The 17,860-nt window shown below is 68.7% G+C and carries 18 protein-coding genes; 6 read left to right on the plus strand and 12 right to left on the minus strand.

Features of this window, described 5'->3' with window-relative positions; all coding sequences use genetic code 11:
• From purH to ruvC, 5 genes are all read left to right on the plus strand, one after another.
• Positions 1 to 1,572, plus strand: a complete 1,572-nt coding sequence (gene purH / locus VPH43_RS01265; protein WP_328575831.1) for a bifunctional phosphoribosylaminoimidazolecarboxamide formyltransferase/IMP cyclohydrolase — start codon at positions 1 to 3, stop codon at positions 1,570 to 1,572.
• Between the two features lie 156 nt (positions 1,573 to 1,728).
• Positions 1,729 to 4,629: a PAS domain-containing protein gene (locus VPH43_RS01270; RefSeq protein WP_328575832.1), complete on the plus strand. Its 2,901-nt coding sequence runs from the start codon at positions 1,729 to 1,731 to the stop codon at positions 4,627 to 4,629.
• Between the two features lie 9 nt (positions 4,630 to 4,638).
• Entirely contained in the window at positions 4,639 to 5,262 is a 624-nt protein-coding gene (locus tag VPH43_RS01275; protein ID WP_328575833.1) for a lysophospholipid acyltransferase family protein, read from the plus strand.
• A gap of 1 nt (position 5,263) precedes the next feature.
• Entirely contained in the window at positions 5,264 to 6,250 is a 987-nt protein-coding gene (locus VPH43_RS01280) for a phosphatidate cytidylyltransferase (protein ID WP_328575834.1), read from the plus strand.
• Positions 6,250 to 6,798 carry a crossover junction endodeoxyribonuclease RuvC gene (gene ruvC / locus VPH43_RS01285; RefSeq protein ID WP_328575835.1) on the plus strand — a complete coding sequence of 183 codons (549 nt, stop codon included), beginning with the start codon at positions 6,250 to 6,252 and terminating at the stop codon, positions 6,796 to 6,798. Before VPH43_RS01280 ends, ruvC begins: the two co-directional genes overlap by 1 nt.
• 8 nt (positions 6,799 to 6,806) lie before the next feature.
• Here ruvC and VPH43_RS01290 read toward each other — a convergent pair whose 3' ends face one another.
• Genes VPH43_RS01290 through VPH43_RS01300 form a run of 3 tightly spaced genes read right to left on the minus strand, consistent with a single transcriptional unit; the run spans position 6,807 to position 8,524 of the window.
• A complete protein-coding gene (locus tag VPH43_RS01290; protein ID WP_328575836.1) occupies positions 6,807 to 7,715 on the minus strand; it encodes a hypothetical protein in 909 nt (302 codons plus the stop codon).
• Positions 7,708 to 8,199 carry an SRPBCC family protein gene (locus tag VPH43_RS01295; RefSeq protein WP_328575837.1) on the minus strand — a complete coding sequence of 164 codons (492 nt, stop codon included), beginning with the start codon at positions 8,197 to 8,199 and terminating at the stop codon, positions 7,708 to 7,710. The genes VPH43_RS01290 and VPH43_RS01295 overlap by 8 nt, the downstream gene beginning before the upstream one ends.
• Positions 8,189 to 8,524, minus strand: coding sequence for an ArsR/SmtB family transcription factor (locus tag VPH43_RS01300; RefSeq protein ID WP_328575838.1), 336 nt, complete (start codon positions 8,522 to 8,524; stop codon positions 8,189 to 8,191). Before VPH43_RS01300 ends, VPH43_RS01295 begins: the two co-directional genes overlap by 11 nt.
• Positions 8,525 to 8,561: 37 nt before the next feature.
• On the opposite strand from VPH43_RS01300, the gene VPH43_RS01305 reads away from it, so the two are divergent.
• Positions 8,562 to 9,059, plus strand: a complete 498-nt coding sequence (locus VPH43_RS01305) for a DinB family protein (RefSeq protein ID WP_328575839.1) — start codon at positions 8,562 to 8,564, stop codon at positions 9,057 to 9,059.
• A 4-nt stretch (positions 9,060 to 9,063) separates the two neighbouring features.
• On the opposite strand, the gene VPH43_RS01310 is transcribed toward VPH43_RS01305, so the two are convergent.
• The 9 genes from VPH43_RS01310 to murG form a co-directional block, all read right to left on the minus strand.
• Positions 9,064 to 9,258 (minus strand): DUF6496 domain-containing protein, encoded by a 195-nt coding sequence (locus tag VPH43_RS01310; protein ID WP_328575840.1) that lies wholly within the window; start codon positions 9,256 to 9,258, stop codon positions 9,064 to 9,066.
• 58 nt (positions 9,259 to 9,316) lie between these two features.
• Positions 9,317 to 9,502: a hypothetical protein gene (locus VPH43_RS01315; RefSeq protein ID WP_328575841.1), complete on the minus strand. Its 186-nt coding sequence runs from the start codon at positions 9,500 to 9,502 to the stop codon at positions 9,317 to 9,319.
• A gap of 10 nt (positions 9,503 to 9,512) precedes the next feature.
• On the minus strand, positions 9,513 to 10,448 hold the full coding sequence (gene lpxC / locus VPH43_RS01320; RefSeq protein ID WP_328575842.1) for a UDP-3-O-acyl-N-acetylglucosamine deacetylase: 936 nt from the start codon (positions 10,446 to 10,448) through the stop codon (positions 9,513 to 9,515).
• 208 nt (positions 10,449 to 10,656) lie between these two features.
• The gene (ftsZ, locus tag VPH43_RS01325; protein ID WP_328575843.1) at positions 10,657 to 11,859 is read right to left on the minus strand and encodes a cell division protein FtsZ; all 1,203 of its coding nucleotides are present in this window, start codon (positions 11,857 to 11,859) and stop codon (positions 10,657 to 10,659) included.
• 121 nt (positions 11,860 to 11,980) lie between these two features.
• Positions 11,981 to 13,210 carry a cell division protein FtsA gene (gene ftsA / locus VPH43_RS01330; RefSeq protein ID WP_328575844.1) on the minus strand — a complete coding sequence of 410 codons (1,230 nt, stop codon included), beginning with the start codon at positions 13,208 to 13,210 and terminating at the stop codon, positions 11,981 to 11,983.
• Positions 13,211 to 13,220: 10 nt separating this feature from the next.
• On the minus strand, positions 13,221 to 14,027 hold the full coding sequence (locus VPH43_RS01335; RefSeq protein ID WP_328575845.1) for a cell division protein FtsQ/DivIB: 807 nt from the start codon (positions 14,025 to 14,027) through the stop codon (positions 13,221 to 13,223).
• Between the two features lie 5 nt (positions 14,028 to 14,032).
• Positions 14,033 to 15,010, minus strand: a complete 978-nt coding sequence (locus VPH43_RS01340; protein ID WP_328575846.1) for a D-alanine--D-alanine ligase — start codon at positions 15,008 to 15,010, stop codon at positions 14,033 to 14,035.
• Positions 15,007 to 16,428: a UDP-N-acetylmuramate--L-alanine ligase gene (gene murC, locus VPH43_RS01345; RefSeq protein ID WP_328575847.1), complete on the minus strand. Its 1,422-nt coding sequence runs from the start codon at positions 16,426 to 16,428 to the stop codon at positions 15,007 to 15,009. Before murC ends, VPH43_RS01340 begins: the two co-directional genes overlap by 4 nt.
• Positions 16,429 to 16,531: 103 nt before the next feature.
• The gene (gene murG / locus VPH43_RS01350; protein WP_328575848.1) at positions 16,532 to 17,617 is read right to left on the minus strand and encodes an undecaprenyldiphospho-muramoylpentapeptide beta-N-acetylglucosaminyltransferase; all 1,086 of its coding nucleotides are present in this window, start codon (positions 17,615 to 17,617) and stop codon (positions 16,532 to 16,534) included.
• Positions 17,618 to 17,860: the final 243 nt, after the last annotated feature.

Here is a 17,860-nt window from a genome sequence, read left to right on the forward strand (position 1 = left end):
ATGACCACCGCCCTGATCTCCGTCTCCGACAAGACCGGCATCGTCGATTTCGCGCGTGCCCTGCAGGGCGCCGGCGTCAAGCTGCTGTCCACCGGTGGCACGGCCAAGCTGCTGGCCGATGCGGGCCTGCCGGTGACCGAAGTATCCGAAGTGACCGGCTTCCCGGAGATGCTGGACGGCCGGGTGAAGACCCTGCATCCGCGCATCCACGGCGGCCTGCTGGCCCGCCGCGATTCCGCCGAGCACATGGCTGCGCTGCAGCAGCACGGCATCGGCACCATCGATCTGCTGATCGTCAACCTGTACCCCTTTGCCCAGGCCACCGCTCGACCTGACTGCACGCTGGACGACGCGATCGAGAACATCGACATCGGCGGCCCCGCCATGCTGCGTGCCGCCGCCAAGAACTGGCAGGACGTGGCGGTGGTGATCGACCCCAGCGACTACACCCGCGTACTGGCTGAGCTGCAACGCGGCAAGATCGAACGCAACACCAAGTTCATGCTGGCGAAGAAGGTGTACGCCCACACCGCTGCCTACGACGGCATGATCACCAACTACCTCACCGCGCTGGAAGAAGGTGCGGAGAACACCACGGCCAGCGTGCCGGCACGCCAGGAGTACCCGGCGGTGTTCAACCTGCAGCTGGTGAAGACGCAGGGTCTGCGCTACGGCGAGAACCCGCACCAGAGCGCCGCCTTCTACCGCGACGCCAAGCCGGCCGACGGCACCCTGGCGCACTGGGTGCAGTTGCAGGGCAAGGAGCTCAGCTACAACAACATCGCGGACGCCGACGCGGCCTGGGAGTGCGTGAAGACCTTCGACGCGCCGGCCTGCGTGATCGTCAAGCACGCCAACCCCTGCGGCGTGGCGGTGGGCGGCACGGCGGTGGAGGCCTATGCCAAGGCCTTCAAGACCGACCCGACCTCGGCCTTCGGCGGCATCATCGCCTTCAACCAGCCGCTGGACGCGGCCGCCGCCGAAAGCGTGGCCAAGCAGTTCGTCGAAGTCATCATCGCCCCGAAGATCAGCCGCGAGGCGCGCGAGGTGTTCGCCGCCAAGCAGAACGTGCGCCTGCTGGAGGTGCCGCTTTCGCGCCAGGGCAACACGCTGGACGTCAAACGCGTCGGCGGCGGCATGCTGCTGCAGTCCGCCGACGCCAAGAACGTGGCCGCCAGCGAGCTGCGCGTGGTCACTGCCAAGCAGCCGACGCACGAGCAGATGCAGGACCTGCTGTTCGCCTGGAAGGTCGCCAAGTTCGTCAAGAGCAATGCCATCGTGTTCTGCGCCAGTGGCATGACGCTGGGCGTGGGCGCCGGCCAGATGAGCCGGGTGGATTCCGCCCGCATCGCCGGCATCAAGGCGCAGAACGCCGGCCTCACGCTGCAGGGCTCGGCGGTGGCCAGCGACGCCTTCTTCCCCTTCCGCGACGGCCTGGACGTGGTGTGCGATGCGGGCGCCACCTGCGTCATCCAGCCGGGCGGCTCGATGCGAGACGACGAAGTGATTGCCGCAGCCAACGAGCGTGGCATCACCATGGTGTTCACCGGCACGCGCCACTTCCGCCACTGAAGCGCCGCGCGCCCACGGCGCGGGCGGGGGCTTCGGCGCCCGGATAACCCCTGCGCCAAAGCTCCCACCTTTGGGGGAGACCTGCGCCCGCGCGGTTCCCCGTTCCTATACTGACCCAAACGCGCCCTCAGTGGCGCGCACAGGGACGGGCGCTTCATGGGCACGAAACGGGCGGACGCGCAAGAGCACCTCGCCGCGCCCGGCGAGCCGCCCCGGCCCGCACCCGGCGCCTCGCCGGCAGCCAACGACACCGCCTTCGACGAGTTGCTGGCGCTGGTGCGCACCGACAGCCGTGCCGCGGCGGCCTACCTGGAACGGCTGCGTGACCAGCCGGTGCCGGAGCCAGGGCTGCAGCAGCTGTGGCAACCGACGCTGCCACAAGGGCTGCCAGCCGAGGCGCCACCACAGCACCCGGCTCACCTGCTGCAGCTGGTGATGGACGCGGTACCCGCGCTGGTGTCCTACATCGACCACACGGGCATCTACCGCTGGGTCAACCGGCACTACTGCCACTGGTTCGGCATGCAGCGCTCCCAGATCGTCGGCCGCCCGTACCGGGACGTGGTGGGCGACGCGATCTACCGCGACCTGGCGCCTTACCTCGATCGCGCCATGCAGGGCGAAACCGTGGGCTGGACAAGGCGCACCGAGCGCGCCGCAGACCCGCAACCGCGCTGGGTGAATGGGGTGTACACACCCGACCGTGACCTGGACGGCACGGTGCGCGGCGTGATCACCACGGTGCGTGACGTCACCACCGAGCGCGAGGCGCTGAACGGGCTGCAGGAAAGTGAAACGCACGCCCAGCTGCTGTTCGAGACGGCGCCCCACGCGTTGCTCGTGGTGGACGAACACGGGTGCATCGAACGCGCCAACCGCCATGCGGAAGCGCTGTTTGCCTGTCCCTTGAACCGGCTGTTGGCGCAACCGGTGGAGCAGTTCATTGCCGGCCTGGAAGACATCGCGCCGGCGGACGGGCCGGGCGCTTCGGCCGACGCCGGTGTGTTCACCGGCCACCGCGCTGACGGCAGGCCGTTCCTGGCGCAGGTCAGCGTCGGCCTGCTGAGAAGCGCTCGCCACACGTCGCGCATCGTCGGGGTGAGCGACATCAGCGTGCAGGCGGAAGCGCAGCGTCTGCTCACCGAGCACCAGAACCAGCTGAAGCGCCAAGTCCACGAGCGCAGCGCGGCGGTGCAACAGGCCGAGTCGCAGCTGCGCCTGATCCTCGAGTCCACCGCCGACGGCCTGTTCGGCGTGGATGCCGAGGGCCGCATCACCTTTGTGAACGCCGCCGCCTGCAGCATGCTGGGCCGCAGCGCCGAGGCGCTGATGGGCGAAGTGGCGCATGCCCTGCTGTGCGCACGGGCCGAGCCGCCCGCGGCGGCTGCCAGCCCGCTGGAGCACACCCTGCGCACCGGCGAGGCCACGCGTGTGGAAGGGGCGCTGCTGCCGCGCCCGGATGCGCCGCCGCTGCCCGTGGTCTACGAGGTACGCGCCATGTGGCGCAGCGGCCACATCGTGGGCGCGGTGGTGAGCTTCAACGACATCACCGAGCGCGTGGCCGCCGAGCGGGCCCGCGATGCCGCCCTGGCCGAAGCCGAGCGGCTGGCCCGCGTGCGCACCGAGTTCCTCACCAACATGAGCCACGAGATCCGCACGCCGCTCAACGCGGTGCTGGGGCTGGCGGAAGTGGCCGCGCGCGGTGACCGCGACCGCTCGCCGGAAGAAACCTTCCGCATGATCCTGGATTCCGGCCAGGTGCTGCTGGGGGTGGTGAACGACATCCTCGACTTCGCCAAGATCGAGGCCGGCAAGCTCAGGATCGAGTCGCAGCCCTTCGAGCTGGGGCCGGTGATCGACCGCGCCGTCTCGCTGGTGGCGCCGCGGGTGTTTGCCAAGGGCCTGCACTTCTGGGTCGACGAATCGCTGGCCCTGCCCTCACGCCTGCGTGGCGACGCGCTGCGGCTGACCCAGGTGCTGGGCAACCTGCTGTCGAACGCACTGAAGTTCACCGAAAGCGGCGGCATCGAGCTGCGGGTGTGGTGCGATGCACACGACCTGTGGTTCAGCGTGCGCGACAGCGGCATCGGCATCGCGCCCGAATCGCTGCAGCGCCTGTTCAAGCCTTTCGAGCAGGCCGACTCCTCCACCACGCGCCGCTTCGGCGGATCCGGCCTGGGCCTGGTGATCAGCCGCCATCTGCTGGACATGATGGGCGGCAGCATCAGCGTGCGCAGTGAGCCGGGCGTGGGCAGCACCTTCAGCGTGCGCGTGCCGCTGGTGGACGCGCAGCCTCCTGCGCCACCGTCACCCGGGCGCGTGGCCCTGGCCGGCCCGGTGAGCCAGGCGCATGTGGCCGAGGCCTTGCGCCACCAGGGCATGGAGGTGCACTGCACGACCGCACGCGATGGGCTGCAGCTGGCGCCGGACCTGGTGGTGCTGCCGGCCGACTCCCTGCAGGACGAGGCACTGTGCGACGAAGCCGAGGCGGCGCTGCAGGCCGGCCGGCGTGTGGCCGTGGTCACGCACGCGCTGGCCGCCGAGCTGCCGGCGTCGCTGCGCCAACGTGCCATCCTGCTGGAGGCGCCGCTGCGCGCACGCCATGTGGCGACCTGCCTGAGCCGGCCCACCGTGCCGGACCTCCCGCGCGAAGACACCGGCGGCCGGCTGGCCCGCATGGTGGTGCTGGCGGCGGAAGACAACGAGGTGAATGGCCTGGTGCTGGAGGCCATCATGCGCATGGAAGGCGCCCGGCTCACGCTGGTGGAGAACGGCCGGCTCGCGGTGGAATGCGTGCGCCAGGCCGGGCCGGGCGCCTATGACCTGGTGCTCACCGACATCCAGATGCCCGACATGGACGGGTATGTCGCCACGCGCGAGATCCACCGGCTCGACCCCCGCCTGCCGGTGATCGGCCTGACCGCACACGCCATGGCCGAGGAGCGCGACCGCTGCCTGGCCGCCGGCATGGTGGATCACCTGGCCAAGCCGGTGGAACTCGAGCAATTGGTCGCGCTGGCCTTGCGCCACGCCCGTCCTCCGTCGGTGCGCCCTTAAGATGCGCGGATGTCCTCACTGGCCGACTTCACCGGGCTGGTGCTCGCGTTCATCGCGCGCCTGATCACCGGTGCACAAGGGCACTGGCTCGGCTGCCCTCCCAAAGCCGAACAACGCATCTACTTCGCCAACCACCAGAGCCACCTCGACTGGGTGCTGATCTGGGCCGCGCTGCCGCGCGACCTGCGCGCCCACACCCGCCCGATCGCGGCCAAGGACTACTGGACCTCCACGCCCTTCAAGCAGTGGCTGACCAGCGCGGTGTTCAACGCGGTGTACGTGAACCGCCAGCGCACCGACGACCAGGACCCGCTGGAGCCCTTGGTGGAAGCCTTGCGCAACGGCGATTCGCTGGTGATCTTTCCCGAAGGCACACGCAGCAACAAGGGCGATCCGCAACCGTTCAAGAGCGGGCTGTACCACCTGGCGCAGCAGTTCCCCGAGGTGCAGCTGATCCCCGCCTGGATCGACAACGTGCAGCGTGTGATGCCCAAGGGCGAAGTGGTGCCGGTGCCCATCCTGTGCAGCGTGACCTTCGGTGCGCCGATCAACCTGGCACCGGGTGAAGACAAGCGGGTGTTCCTCGATCGGGCTCGTAGCGCGGTGTTGGCGGTGCGCCCGGGAAGCAACTGACATGACGGCGCTGTTCAAGTCCCTCAAGGCGCTGTCGGTGGAGCAGCAGGTTGCGCTGCTGTTCGTCATCCTCTTCGGCCTGCTGCTGATCGCGACCGTGCTGGCGGTGATGGTGTCGGTGCGCGAGCTGGCGCCGGTGCAGCGCGAGCGCCACCAGCGCTACAAACGAGATCTCTCCGCGGTGTGGATCAGCGCGGCGGTGTTCTGGCTGGCGTGGATCTCGGGTGCCTTCGGTGCCACCCTGCTCTTCACGCTGATCTCGTTCCTGGCGCTGCGCGAGTTCATCACGCTGATGCACACCCGGCGCGGCGACCACCGCAGCCTGCTGCTGGCGTTCTTCGTGGTGCTGCCCTTGCAATACCTGCTGGTCGGCAGCCGCAGCTTCGACCTGTTCACCGTGTTCATACCGGTGTATGCCTTCCTCGCCATTCCGGTAGTGGGCGCCCTGGCCGGTGATCCGCAGCGCTTTCTGGAACGCAACGCCAAGATCCAGTGGGGCATCATGGTCAGCGTCTACGGGCTGTCGCATGCGCCCGCGCTGCTGCTGCTGGACTTTCCCCACTACGCCGGCGGCGGAGCCTTCCTGCTGTTCTTCCTGGTCTTCGTCGCCGCCACCGCCCAGCTGGCCCAGGAAGCGGCCAGCCGACGGCTGCGGCGCCGCCCGATCGCGCGCCAGATCAGCCGCAGCTTCTCCTGGCCGGCCTGGCTGGTGGGCGCTTTCGCCGCTGCGCTGGTGGGCGCCCTGCTGTACTGGATCACGCCGTTCAAGGTCGGCCAGGCGCTGGTGATGGCCTTCATCGCAGGTGCCTCGGGCACCCTGGGGGAGTTCGTGATGAAGGCGCTCAAGCGCGATGCCGGTGTGCACCACTGGGGCAACCGCAGCACCGTCACCGGTGCGGTGGGCCTGCTGGACCGCGTGGCACCGCTGTGTTTTGCGGCACCGGTGTTCTTCCATTCGGTGCGCTGGTACTTCAAGCTGAACTTGTGATGCGCATCCTCGGCATCGACCCCGGCCTGCAGACCACCGGCTTCGGCCTGGTGGACTGCGAAGGCGCGCTGCTGCACTACGCGGCCAGCGGCACCATCCGCACCGGCGATGCCGCAAAGGGCGACCTGCCAGGGCGGCTGAAGATCATCTTCGACGGTGTGCGCGAGGTGATCGCGCGCTACCAGCCGGCGCAAGCGTCGGTGGAGATCGTGTTCGTCAACGTCAACCCGCAGAGCACCTTGCTGCTGGGCCAGGCGCGCGGTGCCGCATTGGCGGCGCTGGTCTCCAGCGGGCTGCCGGTGTCCGAATACACCGCGCTGCAGATGAAGAAGGCGGTGGTGGGCCACGGCCAGGCGCGCAAGGAGCAGGTGCAGGACATGGTGGCGCGGCTGCTCAAGCTGCCCGGTTTGCCGGGCAAGGACGCGGCCGATGCGCTGGGCATCGCGATCACCCATGCACATGCCGGCGCTTCGTTTGCCGCGATGGCACGCTCCACCACGCTCACGCGGCGCTCGCACGCGCAGTACAAGCGCGGGCGCACGTACTGAGCGCCGCCTCAGGCGAGCGCGAATTCCTTGTCCAGCGCGGCCAGGGTGTCGGCTGCAAAGGCGTGTGCGTCCTTGTCCTGCACCTCGGCCAGCAGTTGCGCCATGCGGTCACGGGTGCGGCGCGCTTCACCCGGCTGGTCGGCGCTGCAGTGCGCTCGCGCCAGTGCCTCTTGGGCGAAGAACCGCTCGTAGGCGTCCGCCCCGTTGGCCTCGCAGCGCTGCAGGCAGGCCTGCGCATGCGCCACTGCCTGGGTGCCCTGGCCAGCGACCGCATGACACAGCGCAAGCTGGTAGTCGGCACGCTCCACCTCCATCCAGCCGCCGGCGCGCTCCCAGGCCGCACGCGCGCGCTGCGCCGCGTCCAGCATGGTGTGCACACGCCCGGCATCGGCCCGGTGGGCCGCTCCGAAGTAGTAGCGCAGGTCACCGGCGATGTTGTTGGTCAGCGCGGCCAGCGCCTTCTGTGCAGCCGGCTCGCCGGAGTGCTCAGCCAGATCGCCGGCTTGCTGCACCAGCGCCTGCACGCGCGGCCATGCGCTGCGGCGTGTGAGGGCCAGCGCGGCGTTGTAGTGGGCACGCACGGTCTCCGCCGCAGGCAGGGACGATGCCTTGGCGGCCACCGGATCGCTCAGCAGGGTGATGGCCAAGCGGCCGCGCGCCACGGCGAGCTCCGCCGCAGCCTGCCCGGCCACCGCGGGCGCCAGCCGGTCCAGCGCTGTGGCGTACGCCGCGGCATCGTCGCGGTGCCCGAGCAGCACATGCTCCAGGCTGCGCACGAAGAGCTCTGCCTGCTCAGGTGCTGCAGGCAGCAGGGCAAAGCCGTCTTCCAGCCGCCGCACTGCCGCCGGCGCATCGTCCGGGTGCAGGGCGAGCGCGTCGTCGATCACCGCTTTCAGCGTGGTGGGCGTGTCATTCATGGGTCTCTCCGCGTGGGGTGGGGGTGATGAGCCATCGCGCCAGCCAACCCAGCACCCAGGGCCAGCCAGCGGCATGGGTGGTGAGGCCGGTGAAGTCAGGCCGGAAGCCGCGATGGCGCAGGCACAACTGCGTGCCGCCCGCCTGCGCGTGGAGCGTGAACTCAACCTCGGAGCAGAGTTCGGGCTGCCAGCTCGGTTGCCACGACAGGCACAAGCGGGTAGGCCGCTCGGCTGCCAGCACCTCGCCGTGGATACCGTGCCGCACACCATGGCGGGTCACGATGTCGCAGCGCCAGGGCGTGCCGGGCACCGGCGCGATCTGCCAGTTGCTGCTGGTGTAGCTGTCGTCCTCGCCCCACCAGGCGGCCAGCCACTCTGGCGTAGTGAGCGCATCGAAGACCCGCTCGGCCGGGGCCGCCAGCCAGGCGTCGCCTTCGATCACCAGGCCGTGCAGGCGCACGTCCACCGCGGCCTCAGTCGTCATGTTCGACCATGCGTTTCAGGCGCGCCAGGCCGGCCTGCCAGCCCCGGCGCTGTTCGGCCAGCCAGACCTCCAGCTCGCGCAGGCGAGCCAGGTTCACGCCGTAATAGCTGCGCCGGCCTTCACGCGTTTCCACCAGCAGCCCGGCCGCCTTGAGCTGGCGCAGGTGCTTGGAGATGGCCGGCCGGCTGATCGGGAAGCGGGCAGCCAGCTCATCGACATGCAATCGCTCCTGCGACAGGCAATGCAGGATCTGCTGCCGGGTGGGATCGGCCAGCGCCTGCAGCGCATCGGAAGCCTGGAAGGGTAAGGGGGATGGTTCGTTCATCTTGCGTTTATGGTAACCCGATGGTTACCATAAGACAATGCACACCACCACCGACCCTTCTTCCGATCCCGCCCTGCTGGACACACTGGCGCAGATGCCGGCCCAGCTGCAAGCACTGGCGCGCGCACTGCCGCCGCACCGCCACGCGTGGCGGCCCGGCAGCGATCTGTTCTCCCTGCTGGAGCACGCCTGCCATCTGCGCGACCTGGAGGCCGAGGGCTACCAGCTGCGCATTCGCAGGCTGGTGGAAGAGGACCTGCCCGAATTGCAAGAGATCGATGGCAGCAGTTGGGCGGTGGAGCGCGACTACCAGGCGCAATCGCTGGACGAGGCGATGGGGGCCTTCGCGGCGCATCGTGCACGCACCGTCGCGCTGCTGGCCGACACCCTGCCCCGGCATGCCGGGCGCAAGGGCCTGTTCGGCGGTTTTGGCATCGTCACCCTGGGCGAGCTGGTGCGCGGCATGGCGGCGCACGATGCGTCGCACCGCGAGGAGATCGCGGCGCTGGTCGCAGCAGCCGCGCAGGTGGCCTGAAGCGCTACTTCTCCGAGGCCTTCTTCTTTGGCGGCGGCACCTTGCCGCCCTCCTTGCGTGCTTCGGACAAGCCGATCGCGATCGCCTGGGCGCGGCTCTTCACGGTCTTGCCGGAGGTGCCGCTCTTGAGCTCGCCGCGCTTTTCTTCGTGCAGCGCCTGCTCGACTTTTTCAGACGCCTTCTTGCCGTACTTGGCCATGGTGACTCCTGGCAGCGGTGCACATGCCGAGGCTTCGGCAAACACCGTGCCGCGGCCGCTACAGCAGCATCGCCAGGCGCTCCAGGATCAGCACCGCGAAGAAGCCGGCCGCAGCGATCAGCGTCCACTTCACCAGCACGATGCCGCGCCGGCGCCACACCGGCTGGCGCGTGCCCAGGTACATCGCAAAACACAGCAGCCCCGCCACCAGCAGCAGGCCAAAGACGAGGCGAAAGAGGAACATCGTTCAGCGGCTACCAGGCCGGTGCCAGCTCGGCAAAACCGGCCGGCGCCTGGGCTTCGTCCTCGAAGCTCACCAGCTCATAGGCCGAGCGGTCGGCCAGCAGCTGGCGCATCAGCTTGTTGTTCAGTGCGTGGCCGCCTTTGAAGGAGGTGTAGGCCGCCAGCATCGGCTTGCTCTCGATGTAGAGGTCGCCGATCGCGTCCAGGATCTTGTGCTTCACGAACTCGTCGTCGTAACGCAGGCCCTCGGCATTGAGCACCTTGTAGTCGTCCACCACGATCGCGTTGTCCATGCTGCCGCCCAGGGTGAGGCCGCGCGAGCGCATCAGGTCCACGTCCTTGGTGAAGCCGAAGGTGCGGGCGCGTGCAATCTCGTGCTTGTAGCGGCCCGAGCCCATGTCGAAGCTGACGCGGGAGCCGGTGGCGTCGAAGGCCGGATGGTCGAACAGGATCTCGAAGGTGAGCTTGAAGCCGTGGTACGGCTCCAGCCGCGCCCACTTCAGGTTCGGCCCTTCGCCTTCACGCACCTCGACCGGTTTCAACACGCGGATGAAGCGCTTGGGCGCGTTCTGCAGTTCGATGCCGGCGCTTTGCAGCAGAAACACAAAGGCAGCCGCCGAGCCATCAAGGATGGGCACCTCGTCGGCGGTGATGTCGATGACCAGGTTGTCCAGCCCCAGGCCGGCGCAGGCCGACAGCAGGTGCTCGGTGGTCTGCACCTTGGGCGCGCCGGGGTCTCCGTTCACCGAGATGGTGGACGCCATGCGGGTGTCCGACACCGCGCTGGCACGCACGGGGATGTCCACCGGCGTGGGCAGGTCGACACGACGGAACACGATGCCGGTGTCAGGCGGCGCGGGCCGCAGCACGAGCTCGACCTTCTGGCCGCTGTGCAGCCCCACGCCGACGGCGCGGGTGAGCGACTTCAGGGTGCGTTGTTGCAGCATCCCGCGATTGTAGGAAGACGGTCCATCCCCGCGCGCCGACAAGGGCACGCAGGGTGGGACGAAGGAGAGAAATGTTCGCTATCGCACCGATTGATGCGGGGATGAGCGTAGCGAGGGCACCGAGGTGCGCCTGAGAAGCGCAGCCGTACTTCCTGTACGGCGAGCATCACAAGGCGCAGATCGGTGGCCGCAGTAGCTCAGCACCGTATCAATCAGCCTGCTTACGCAAAAAGGCCGGGATCTCGATCTCGTCCATGCCGTTGCTTGCCAGTGCGTCCACTTTCGCGGCGGCCTGCGTGCGGCCGTTGCGCCACACGCTGGGGGTGCTCAGGTGCTCGTAGTTGTGCTGCACCGGCGGGTGCTGCACGGCCTGGTTGAGGATCGGCAGGTTGTCGGTGCCGGTGCGCAGGCCCACGGCCGGCTGCTGCACCACCGTCAGCGGCGCTTGGGCGCGCTTGGCGGGGGACAGGCCGGTGGCGATCACCGTCACGCGCAGCTGGTCGCCCAGGCTTTCGTCGTAGGCGGTGCCGTAGATCACGTGCGCATCGTCGGCCGCATAACGGCGGATGGTGTTCATCGCGTTGCGGCTTTCGCTCAGCTTGAAGGTCGCCTTGCTCGCCGCGATCAGCACCAGCACGCCGCGCGCGCCGGAGAGGTCGATGCCCTCCAGCAGCGGGCAGGCCACCGCGGCTTCGGCGGCCTTGGTGGCGCGGTCCGGGCCGCCGGCCTGCGCCGTGCCCATCATCGCCTTGCCCGGCTCGCTCATCACCGTCTTCACGTCCTCGAAGTCGACGTTCACGAGGCCAGGGATGTGGATGATGTCGCTGATGCCGCCCACCGCGTTCTTCAGCACGTCGTTGGCGTGCGCGAAGGCCTGCTCCTGGGTGACATCGTCGCCCATCACCTCCAGCAGCTTCTCGTTGAGCACCACGATCAGAGAATCGACGTTCGCTTCCAGCTCGGCCACGCCGTTGTCGGCGGCCTTCATGCGGCGGTTGCCCTCGAACTCGAAGGGCTTGGTCACCACGCCCACCGTCAGGATGCCCATCTCCTTGGCCACGCGTGCGATCACCGGCGCGGCGCCGGTGCCCGTACCGCCGCCCATGCCGGCGGTGATGAACAGCATGTGCGCGCCGTCGATCGCCTGTCGGATGCGGTCCACCGCCTCATCGGCCGCCGCCTTGCCCTGGTCGGGCTTGGCACCCGCACCCAGGCCGGTGGTGCCGAGCTGGATGATGTTGTTCGCGCTCGAGCGGTTGAGTGCCTGGGCGTCGGTGTTGGCGCAGATGAACTCCACGCCTTGCACGCCCTGCGCAATCATGTGCTCGACCGCGTTGCCGCCGCCGCCACCGACACCGATCACCTTGATCTGCGTGCCTTGGTTGAACTCCTCGATCATTTCGATCGCCATGGTGCACCTCTCCTTCGTCAATGTTGCAGTTGCCGTTGATTCACGATGGGGTTCGTCAAACCCCTTGTGTTTCGCTGCCCGAAGACAGCGACCCAACCGAGCTTCATGTCGAGCCCGTTCATCAGAAATTCCCCAAGAACCAGTCTTTCGCGCGGCCGAACAGGGTCTTCACCGACCCTGCCTGCTGCGCCGCGCGATGCCCTCGCGCGCGGGCGATCCGCGCCTCTTCCAGCAAACCCATCACGGTGGCCGAACGCGGGTTGGCCACCATGTCGAACAGCGCACCGCTGTACGTGGGAATTCCCTTGCGCACCGGCTTGAGGAAGATGTCCTCGCCGAGTTCCACCATGCCGGGCATCACCGCCGAGCCGCCCGCCAGCACGATGCCGGAGGACAGCAGCTCCTCGTAGCCGCTCTCGCGGATGACCTGGTGCACCAGCGAGAAGATCTCTTCCACCCGCGGCTCCACCACGCCGGCCAGCGCCTGGCGGCTCAGCATGCGCGGCGCCCGGTCGCCCAGGCCGGGCACCTCGAGCTGCTCGCTCGGGTCGGCCAGCAGCTGCTTGGCCACCGCGTACTCGACCTTGATCTCCTCCGCGTCCTTGGTGGGCGTGCGCAGCGCCATCGCGATGTCGCTGGTGATCAGGTCGCCGGCGATCGGGATCACCGCAGTGTGGCGGATGGCGCCGTCGGTGAAGATCGCCACGTCGGTGGTGCCGGCGCCGATGTCCACCAGCGCCACGCCCAGGTCCTTCTCGTCCTCGGTGAGCACGGACGCGCTGCTGGCACTCGGGTTGAGCACCAGCTGGTCCACCTCCAGGCCGCAGCGGCGCACGCACTTGATGATGTTCTCGGCCGCGCTCTGCGCACCGGTCACGATGTGCACCTTCACCTCGAGCCGGCCGCCGCTCATGCCGATCGGCTCCTTCACCTCGTGGCCGTCGATCACGAACTCCTGCGGCTCCACCAGCAGCAGCTTCTGGTCGTTCGGGATGTTGATCGCCTTGGCGGTCTCCACCACGCGCGCCACGTCCACCGGCGTCACTTCCTTGTCGCGCACGATCACCATGCCGGTGCTGTTCTGCCCGCGGATGTGGCTGCCGGTGATGCCGGTGTACACATGCGTGATCTTGCAGTCGGCCATCATCTCGGCCTCTTTCAAGGCCTGCTGGATGCTCTGCACGGTGGCGTCGATGTTCACCACCACGCCGCGCTTCAGGCCATGCGACGACGCGGTGCCGATGCCGGCCACCCGCAGCTCGCCATTGGGCATGACCTCGGCCACCACCGCCATCACCTTGGCGGTGCCGATGTCCAGGCCGACGACGAGATCCTTGTATTCCTTCGCCATTGCGATTCCCTCAGTGCTTTCTTGCCTTGGCTGTACCAGCCGGTGGCAATGTCGTCGTGATGCCCTTGAGCTTGACGGCGTAGCCGTCGGCATGGCGCAGGTCGGCATAGGCCAGCGGGCGCTCGAAGCGGCCGGTCACCTGCGTGACCGTGCGCACGAAACGATCGGTGCGTGCCAGCACCTCCGGCTCCTCGCCGCGGCCCAGCTCCACCTCGGCGCCGGTGTCCAGCATCACGCGCCAGGAGCCGCGGCCGGACATCGCCACGCCTTCGACGCCGGCATCCAGCCGTTCGAACATCGGTGCGAGCCGCTGGTACATCGCGAGCACGCGTGCCGAGCTGCCGTCCGGCCCGCTGAGCGCCGGCAAGCCGTCGTCTTCCACATCGCCCACGTTGGCCTCGAACACGTCGCCCTCGGTGTTCACCAGCTTGTCCGTGCCGTCCATGTCCTGCCACAGCGCGGCCGGGTGGTGCTCCACCAGTTCCACCCGCAAGGTGCTGGGCCACACCCGGTGCACCACCGCCTTGCGCACCCAGGGCACGGCCTCGAAAGCGCTGCGCGTGCGCGCCAGGTCCATGGTGAAGAAGTTGCCCGCCAGGCGCGGCATCGCATTGGCCCGGATGGTGCTGACGCTGTTGCGGCCCAGATCGCCCTCGATCTTGACCACGCGGAAGGCAAACACCGGCAGCCGCGCCAGCCACAGCAGCGCCGCCACCGCCAGCGCCATGCCGACGAGCGCGAACACGGCGTTCGCGATGCCGTTCATCAGCCGGATGTCGACCGGCATGGCGTTGGTGGACGGGGCGAACGTGGCCATGACAGTCAGGCGGCCTTGGCTGGCGTGTCCAGCGCCGCGTTCGCCAGCAGCAGCAGGCACAGCTGCTCGTAGCCGATGCCGGCCGACTGCGCCGATTTGGGCACCAGCGAATGGCTGGTCATGCCGGGCGAGGTGTTCATCTCCAGCAGGAAGGGCTTGCGGTCGCTGGCGCGGATCATCAGGTCCGCCCGGCCCCAGCCGCGGCAGCCCAGGGTGCGGTAGGCCTGCACCACGATGCGCTGGATCTCGCGCTCCTCGGCTTCCGGCAGGCCGCTGGGCACCAGGTACACGGTGTCGTCGGTGAAGTACTTGTTCTGGTAGTCGTAGCCACCCTCGGGCGCCACGATGCGCACCACCGGCAGCGCCATGGCGTTGGGGCCGTGGCCCAGCACCGGGCAGGTGACCTCGTCCCCATCAATGAACTCCTCGCACAGCACATCGGGGTCGTACTGCGCCGACAGCTTCACCGCCTCGGCCATGTCGGAATAGCCCTGGACCTTGCTCACGCCGATGGACGAGCCTTCGCGTGGTGGCTTCACGATCAGCGGCAGGCCCAGTTCGTCGGGCACGTTGCGGATCTGTTCGTGCGTCTGCTGCTCGGGCGCCAGCCACACATAACGCGGCGTGGGCAGGCCCTCGGCCAGCCACACCCGCTTGGTCATCACCTTGTCCATCGCGATCGCGGAGGCCATCACGCCGGAGCCGGTGTACGGGATGCCCATCAGCTCGAGCGCACCCTGCACCGTGCCGTCCTCGCCGTGGCGGCCGTGCAGCGCAATGAAACAGCGCTGGAAGCCCTGCGCCTTCAGCTCGCCCAGCGCGTGCCCGGCCGGGTCGAATGCATGCGCGTCCACGCCTTGCGACCGCAGCGCGGCCAGCACGCCGCTGCCGGACATGAGCGAGACCTCCCGCTCCGCCGAGGTGCCGCCCATCAGCACCGCCACCTTGCCCAAGGCCCTCACGTCGATCGTCGTCGTGTTCATGCCTGTTGCCCCTTCACCAGATCCACCACCCTGGCAGGCGCCACGCCGATGGAGCCGGCACCCATGGAAATCACCACATCACCATCGCGCGCCTGTTCGGTGATGGCTTGCGGCAGCGCGTTCACGTCGTCCACGAACACCGGGTCCACCTTGCCGGCCACACGCAGCGCACGCGCCAGGCTGCGGCCATCCGCATGCGCGATCGGCGTTTCACCGGCGGCATACACCTCGGTGAGCAGCACCGCATCGGCGCTGCCCATCACCTTCACGAAATCCTCGAAGCAGTCGCGGGTGCGGGTGTAGCGGTGCGGTTGGAACGCCAGCACCAGGCGCCGGCCGGGGAAGGCGCCACGCGCAGCCGCGATCACCGCGGCCATCTCCACCGGATGGTGGCCGTAGTCGTCGATCAAGGTGAAGCTGCCGCCGCCATTGGCCGTGGACACAGGCAACTCGCCATAACGCTGGAAGCGCCGGCCCACCCCGGTGAACTCCGCCAGCGCCTTGACCACCGCCGCATCGGGTAGGTCGAGCTCGGCCGCCACCGCAATGGCAGCCAGCGCATTGCGCACGTTGTGTTCGCCCGGCAGGTTGAGCGTGATCTCCAGGTCGGGCAGCACCACGCCATTGCGGCGCTGCGCGGTGAAGCGCATCTGCCCGCCCGGCAGCGCCTGCGCGTTGACGGCGCGCACCTGCGTGTCCTCGCCGAAGCCATAGCTCACCACCGGCCGCGACACCAGCGGCACGATGCTCTTCACGCCCGGATCGTCGCCGCACAGGATGGCGGCGCCGTAGAAGGGCATGCGGTGCAGGAAGTCCACGAACGCGTGCTTGAGCTTGGCGAAGTCGTGGCCGTAGGTGTCCATGTGGTCGGCGTCGATGTTGGTGACGACCGAGAGCACCGGGTTCAGGTTGAGGAAGGAGGCGTCCGACTCGTCGGCCTCCACCACGATGTAGTCGCCCGAGCCCAGGCGCGAGTTGGCACCGGCGCTGTTGAGCTTGCCGCCGATGACGAAGGTGGGGTCCACGCCCGCTTCGGCCAGCACGCAGGTGACCAGCGAGGTGGTGGTGGTCTTGCCGTGCGTGCCGGCGATCGCGATGCCGGACTTCAGCCGCATCAGCTCCGCCAGCATCACTGCGCGCGGCACCACCGGCACGCGGCCGGCGCGCGCGGCGACCACCTCCGGGTTGTCGGCCTTCACTGCGGTGGAGGTGACCACGGCTTGCGCGCCCGCGATGTGGGCTGCGTCGTGGCCGATCAGCACGCGGATGCCCAGTTCAGCCAGGCGGCGCGTGGTGGCGCTGTCGCTCTGGTCGGAGCCGGACACGGTGTAGCCCAGGTTGTGCAGGATCTCGGCGATGCCGCTCATGCCGGCGCCACCGATTCCCACGAAATGAATGCGTTTGACTGCGTGCTTCATGTCTGCCCCTCGCCCGACGGGTACGCCGGCCGATCCCCCGAGGGGAGGCGGGCCGACTTGGGGCGGCCCGGCGCTCGGCCCGCGTTCGCCAACAACACTGCGGTCATTGGTTCTTCCTTTGCACCAGTCCCTCGATTTCGTCGGCCACGCGGGCGGCCGCGCGCGGCCGGCCCAGGTGGCGTGCTTTTTCCGCCATGGTCTGCAAGGTGGCGCGGTCCAGCGTGCGCAGCAGCTCGGCCAGGCCTTGCGGCGAGAGTTCGTCCTGCGGCAGGTGGATGGCCGCGCCGTGCTGGGCCATGAACTTGGCGTTGTCGCGCTGGTGCGCGGTGGTGCTCACCACCAGCGGCACCAGGATGCTGGGCACGCCGCCGGCGCACAGTTCGCTCACGGTGACCGCGCCGGCGCGGCAGATCATCAGGTCGCAGTCGGCCAGGCGCTGCGCCATGTTGTCGATGAAAGGCAGGATCTCCGCCGGCACGCCGACGAGTTCATAGGCCTTCTTCACCGACTCGAAGTTGGCCTGGCCGGTCTGGTGGGTGACGATGGGGCGCTGGCTCAGGTCCATCAACGCCAGTGCGTTGGGCAGCGTCTCGTTGAGCGCCTTTGCGCCCAGGCTGCCGCCCACCACCATCACGCGCAGCGGGCCGCTGCGGCCGGCAAAACGTTCGGCCGGCTCCGGCATGGCCTCGATCTCGGCGCGCACCGGATTGCCGGTGACCACAGCGTGCTTCACGCGGGTGGCCGCTTCGCCGTCGAAGCCGAAGCCCACCTTGTCGGCCACCGGCAGCAATGCGCGATTGCTCATCAGCAGCGAAGCGTCGGCGTTCACCAGCATCAGCGGCTTGTTGAGCAGCGAGGCCATCAGGCCGCCGGGGAAGCAGACATACCCGCCCATGCCGAGCACGGCATCGGCGCTGCGGCGGCGCAGGATGCGCAGGCAGTCGCCGAAGGCCTTGAGCATGCGCAGGCCGCCGGTGAGGGTGTGCAGCAGGCCCTTGCCGCGCAGGCCGCTGAAGGCGATGGTGTCCATGGCGATGCCTGTTTGGGGCACCAGCTTGTTTTCCATGCCGGTGGCGGTGCCCAGCCAGCTGACGGTCCAGCCGCGTTGCTGCATTTCCTGCGCTACGGCAAGGCCGGGGATGATGTGGCCTCCGGTGCCGGCGGCCATGATGACCAGGTGGCGGCTCATTTGTTTGGCGCCTCCACCGCTGCTGGTCTCTGTTGGCCTTCGGCCTGCGGTTGGTTTCTGGCCACTCGCGTGCAGCCCGCCGGTCGCGCCCGGCCGGCGGTCACTTCTCTTGCTGGCTCAAGAGAAGTAACCAAGAGAAGAGCCTTCGAATACGAACATCCGATCAGGTTCGCTGACACCGAACCGGGGCCCGGTTTTCGGGGGGCACGCTGACGTTGCTGCAGACCCGAGGCCACTTTGCGC

Source organism: Ideonella sp. BN130291 (assembly GCF_036231905.1).
Lineage (GTDB): Bacteria > Pseudomonadota > Gammaproteobacteria > Burkholderiales > Burkholderiaceae_C > CAMLIZ01.